The 3,974-nt window shown below is 63.6% G+C and carries 4 protein-coding genes and 1 pseudogene; 1 reads left to right on the top strand and 4 read right to left on the bottom strand.

Annotated features, from left to right (window positions below; translation table 11 throughout):
- The first annotated feature begins 233 nt into the window (after positions 1-233).
- On the top strand, positions 234-650 hold the full coding sequence (locus WEA77_RS07305) for a SufE family protein (protein ID WP_368067209.1): 417 nt from the start codon (positions 234-236) through the stop codon (positions 648-650).
- Between the two features lie 123 nt (positions 651-773).
- On the opposite strand, the gene WEA77_RS07300 is transcribed toward WEA77_RS07305, so the two are convergent.
- The 4 genes and pseudogenes from WEA77_RS07300 to WEA77_RS07285 all read right to left on the bottom strand — a co-directional run.
- Complete coding sequence (locus WEA77_RS07300) at positions 774-1,256, bottom strand: PAS domain-containing protein (protein WP_368067208.1); 483 nt, start codon at positions 1,254-1,256, stop codon at positions 774-776.
- A gap of 143 nt (positions 1,257-1,399) precedes the next feature.
- Positions 1,400-1,822 (bottom strand): MucR family transcriptional regulator, encoded by a 423-nt coding sequence (locus WEA77_RS07295; RefSeq protein ID WP_368067207.1) that lies wholly within the window; start codon positions 1,820-1,822, stop codon positions 1,400-1,402.
- Positions 1,823-1,954: 132 nt separating this feature from the next.
- Positions 1,955-3,700, bottom strand: a complete 1,746-nt coding sequence (locus WEA77_RS07290; RefSeq protein WP_368067206.1) for a Na(+)/H(+) antiporter subunit D — start codon at positions 3,698-3,700, stop codon at positions 1,955-1,957.
- Positions 3,700-3,974 (bottom strand): annotated as a pseudogene (locus WEA77_RS07285) (hypothetical protein); the annotation flags it as partial. The pseudogene WEA77_RS07285 and the gene WEA77_RS07290, both read right to left, overlap by 1 nt.

The raw sequence follows: 3,974 nt of genomic DNA, 5'->3' as shown, positions 1-3,974 counted from the left end.
CAGAGCTGCCTGAAAATGCAGAACCTGCAGCTGCAGGGCTGCGTCGCGGGTGTCGGCCAGGAATTCGAGCTTCCTCACTGCATCAGCCAGCACACGCTGACCGAAGTCGCTGATTGCCTCGGCGCTGTCTACAAATAGTCCATACGCTCCAGGCCCACTCTGCACCTCCCGCCCTGGCAGCCACTGGCTTGCCGGGGTTTCTTTTTGGCGCTTCGCAAATCATATGGAGCTACATGAGTATCGAAACCAAAGCGGCAGACATCCGGGAAGAGTTCTCCTGGCTGGAGGATTGGGAGGCGCGGTATGCGCACCTGATCGACCTGGGCAAGGCGAACCCGCCGCTGGCGCCGGACGAGCGCAGCGAGGAAACGCGGGTGCGCGGCTGTGCCTCGCAGGTCTGGATGGTGACCGATGCCGCGAACGGCGCGCTGACCGTGCGGGCCGAGTCTGATGCGATCATCGTGTCCGGCCTGATTGCCCTGCTGGTTCGGCTCTATTCCGGCGAGCCGCCGGCCGACATTCTCCGCTTCGATGCGCACACATTGCTCGACGAGATCGGCGTGTCGGGCGCGCTGACAGCCCAGCGGTCGAACGGCCTTGCCTCGATGCTTGTGCGTATCCGGGCTGACGCCCAGCTGGCCGCCGCTTAGCCAACCAGATGAAAGCCGGGATCCAAAGACGCCGCCAGTCTGCATATCGAGGTATGGGTCCGGCCTTCGTGTTCGCCGGTATGAGAGCAGGGTGGCTCGCCAGCGCGGCCGAAGCGCGCTTCGCTACGCGGCGAAGCGCGGAGATGCGGTCTTTTCGGCAGGGGTTTCCAGCGCGCGGCGGCTGGCAATGAGTTCGTCGTGGCAGAGGACCATCGTGAGGTCGCCGTGTTCGTCCGCCACCGGCAGGCGCAGCCAGGCATGGAGGCGAGCGCCTTCGATGACGCCGCCGACGGGGTTGCCGCGTTCGAGGGCGGAGGACAGGCCGAGGGCGTAGCATTCGCCGTGGGTGCCGGCGATTTCGGCAACGCGGCGGCCGCGCACATCCATGCCGAAGATATCGCGCAGGCGGGAACCGGCAATTCGGAAACGCCCCTCGCCCACGGCATCGATCTCGACGATGGAGAGGCTGGCCAGCGTACTGCGCACGATACCCGGATCGATAGCGTCGCGCGGGACGAGGCCTTCGGACGTCCGGCATTCATACCAATGGGCGATCAGGAGGCGCTGGGCCTCGGTAACGCCCGAGAAATTCGGCTTGTTGAACATGATGTCGCCACCCCCGTGGTGATTCGCAGGAATCACCTATTGCGCGAGTGGACTCACCGATCAAGCGTCTTTGTAGCTTTTTGTTAACATTGATTTGCGGAATATTTCATTCCGGGCGCGGAACAAGCCTGCTTTTATTGGGGTTATTCTTCGCGAGTGTTGCGCCCGAGCCCCATTTTCTTTGCGAGTTTTGACCGCTTCTCCGAGTAACCCGGCGCAACCATCGGATAATCTGCCGGCAAACCCCATTTCTGGCGATATTCGTCCGGAGACAGACCATATTTTGAGCGCAGGTGGCGTTTCAGGGATTTGAACTTCAGCCCGTCTTCCAGGCAGATCAGGTAGTCCTTGAAGATCGATTTCTTCGCCGGCACGGCAGGGCGCGGCGGCTCCGGCGCGGCGCCAGCCGGCCGGGAGAGGTCCTGCAGGGCCGCATGGACGCTGCGGATCAGGTCCGGCAGGTCAGACGTGTTGAGCGTATTGTTGCGCACGTAGGCGGACACGATCCCTGTCGCGAACACCACATTCAGGCTGCCCGGCGCATTGGCCTCACCCTCTGACAACATAACCTGCCTTTCCAGCTGCGGCTGGCCGCGGATGGCCCCGCCGCACGCGGCAAGGTAGGCCGTGGCAAGCCACTACCCCGCTGTCACGGCTTAATATGGCTTAATTTTGTCACCCTGAAGCTGCAGGGTTTTTCAGGTCCGGATGAACGAGACCAGCAGGACAACCGCGAGAATCACCGTGGTCCAGATGGCCGCGCCACTGGTAATCGGGCTGCGGGCGAAGCCGCCGCGGGGGCTGAACGTGTCCACGAGCCGGTCATAGGCGCGCTCAGACAGCCTGCCGAAGATGATCGTCATGGCCGGGCCGAGCTTGGCCCAGACCGTGTCGATCCAGCGGACGACGCCATAGCAGGCCCTTCGGTAAGCCCATTCGGCATCGAGGATGACGCCCGGTTTCTCGGGCGGGTAAAGGCCGAGGCGCTGCAGCAGCACGAAGGCGAAGACCGCGAGCGCGAGCAGCTGAAGCTGGGCCAGCATGTGGCCGAGCGTGAACGGCTGGTAGGCTGACGCCTCGATCGGATAAGGCAGGAGACTGTAGAGCCATTCATAGCCAAAGCCCGGCAGGAAGGCCGGCAGGCCGATGGCGATACACAGGAAGGACGCCATGCCCATCGCCAGGAGCATGTTAAAGGGCGCCTCCTTGACCCGCTTGCCGCTGTCATGGCCGAAGAAGGCGAAGTACGGGATCTTGATGCCCGAGTGTTCGAGCACACCGGCCGAGGCGAACATCAGCATCAGCCAGACGACGACCATGCCGGTGGAGGCGACCGCCGAGAGGATCATCGACTTGGTGACGAAGGCCGAGAAGAGCGGCATGGCCGAGATCGAGATCGCACCGACAAGGCAGAAGAGCGTGGTCCACGGCATCGAACGGTAGAGGCCGCCCAGTTCGTTCGCCTTGGTGGTGCCGGTCCGGTAGAGGACGGCGCCCATCGACATGAACAGGAGGCCCTTGAACAGGATGTCGGCAAAGGCGTGGGCGACTGCGCCGTTGAGGGCTAGCGGTGTGCCGACGCCGATGGCGCAGATCATGAAGCCGACCTGGTTGTTGGTCGAATAGGCCAGAACGCGGCGCAGGTCGTTTTCGATGACGGCAAAGAAGACCGGGAAGACGGTCATCACCGCGCCGATCCAGATCAGTTCGGGCTGGCCGGGGAACATGCGCGCGAAGGCGTAGACCGCGAATTTGGTGGTGAAGGCGGAGAGGACGACGGCGCCTACGACCGAAGCCTTTGGATAAGCATCCTGCAGCCAGTTGTGCAGGAAGGGGAAGGCTGCCTTGATGCCGAAGGCGAAGAAGATGAGCAGCGCGCCCGGCTGGTTCAGGCCGGTGAAGGCCGTCAGCGACAGGCTGCCGGTGGCATTCCAGACATAGGTGATGCCCGCGAGCAGCAGTACGCCGGACAGGATCTGGACAGCGAGATAGCGCATCGAGGCGAAATAGGCCGCACGCGTACCGGCCTGCAGGATGACGAAGACCGAGGTGACTGCGGTGAGTTCCCAGAACACGAACAGCGTCATCAGGTCGCCGGCGAAGACAGCGGAGATGGCAGCCCCGCCATAGGCGAGCGCCATGCCGTCCTGGATGGGGTTGTCGGTGTGCAGGGCGTAGATGGCGTTGAGCAGCGCGGCGATCAGGAAGGCGAGGCCGAACAGGAAGCTGAGGCTGTCGACGCGGTAGAAGGACAGGTCGATCCCCAGCGTGCTGTAGGTCAGGTGGTCCACGCCGTGGTGGGTGGTGGCCAGCAGCAGGATGCCCAGAATCGGCGCCGCAATGGTGATCACCTGCCGCACGAGGCGCACCTGCACGAACAGGGCGACAAGGCCGGCAAGGATCAGCAGCCAGCCGGGGTTCAGGGCGGAAAGCAGGACGGGCATCAGTGCGCTCCTCCGTGTCCGCCATGCGGCGCGGCGACCGGCTTGCCTTCAAGGTCGGGATCGATGTCGTCGGGCGGGCCGCCGGCATCGCCGTAATAGTTCTCGTCGCGGCGCAACAGGCGGCCGAGCGGCCAGCCCATCAGCACGACAAAGGAAAAGGACACGAAGCCCCAGAGGCCGAAGAAGCCGGTGGATTCGGCAAAATGCAGATACTCGTGCCGGTGGATCACGAGGTCTGCCAGCACGAGGATGATTGACAGGACGGCGAGCACCC

Source organism: Hyphomonas sp. (assembly GCF_040882205.1).
Taxonomy (GTDB): domain Bacteria; phylum Pseudomonadota; class Alphaproteobacteria; order Caulobacterales; family Hyphomonadaceae; genus Hyphomonas.
The sequence above is the reverse complement of the archived record's forward strand: the minus strand, read 5'-3'. Positions and strand labels throughout refer to the sequence as shown.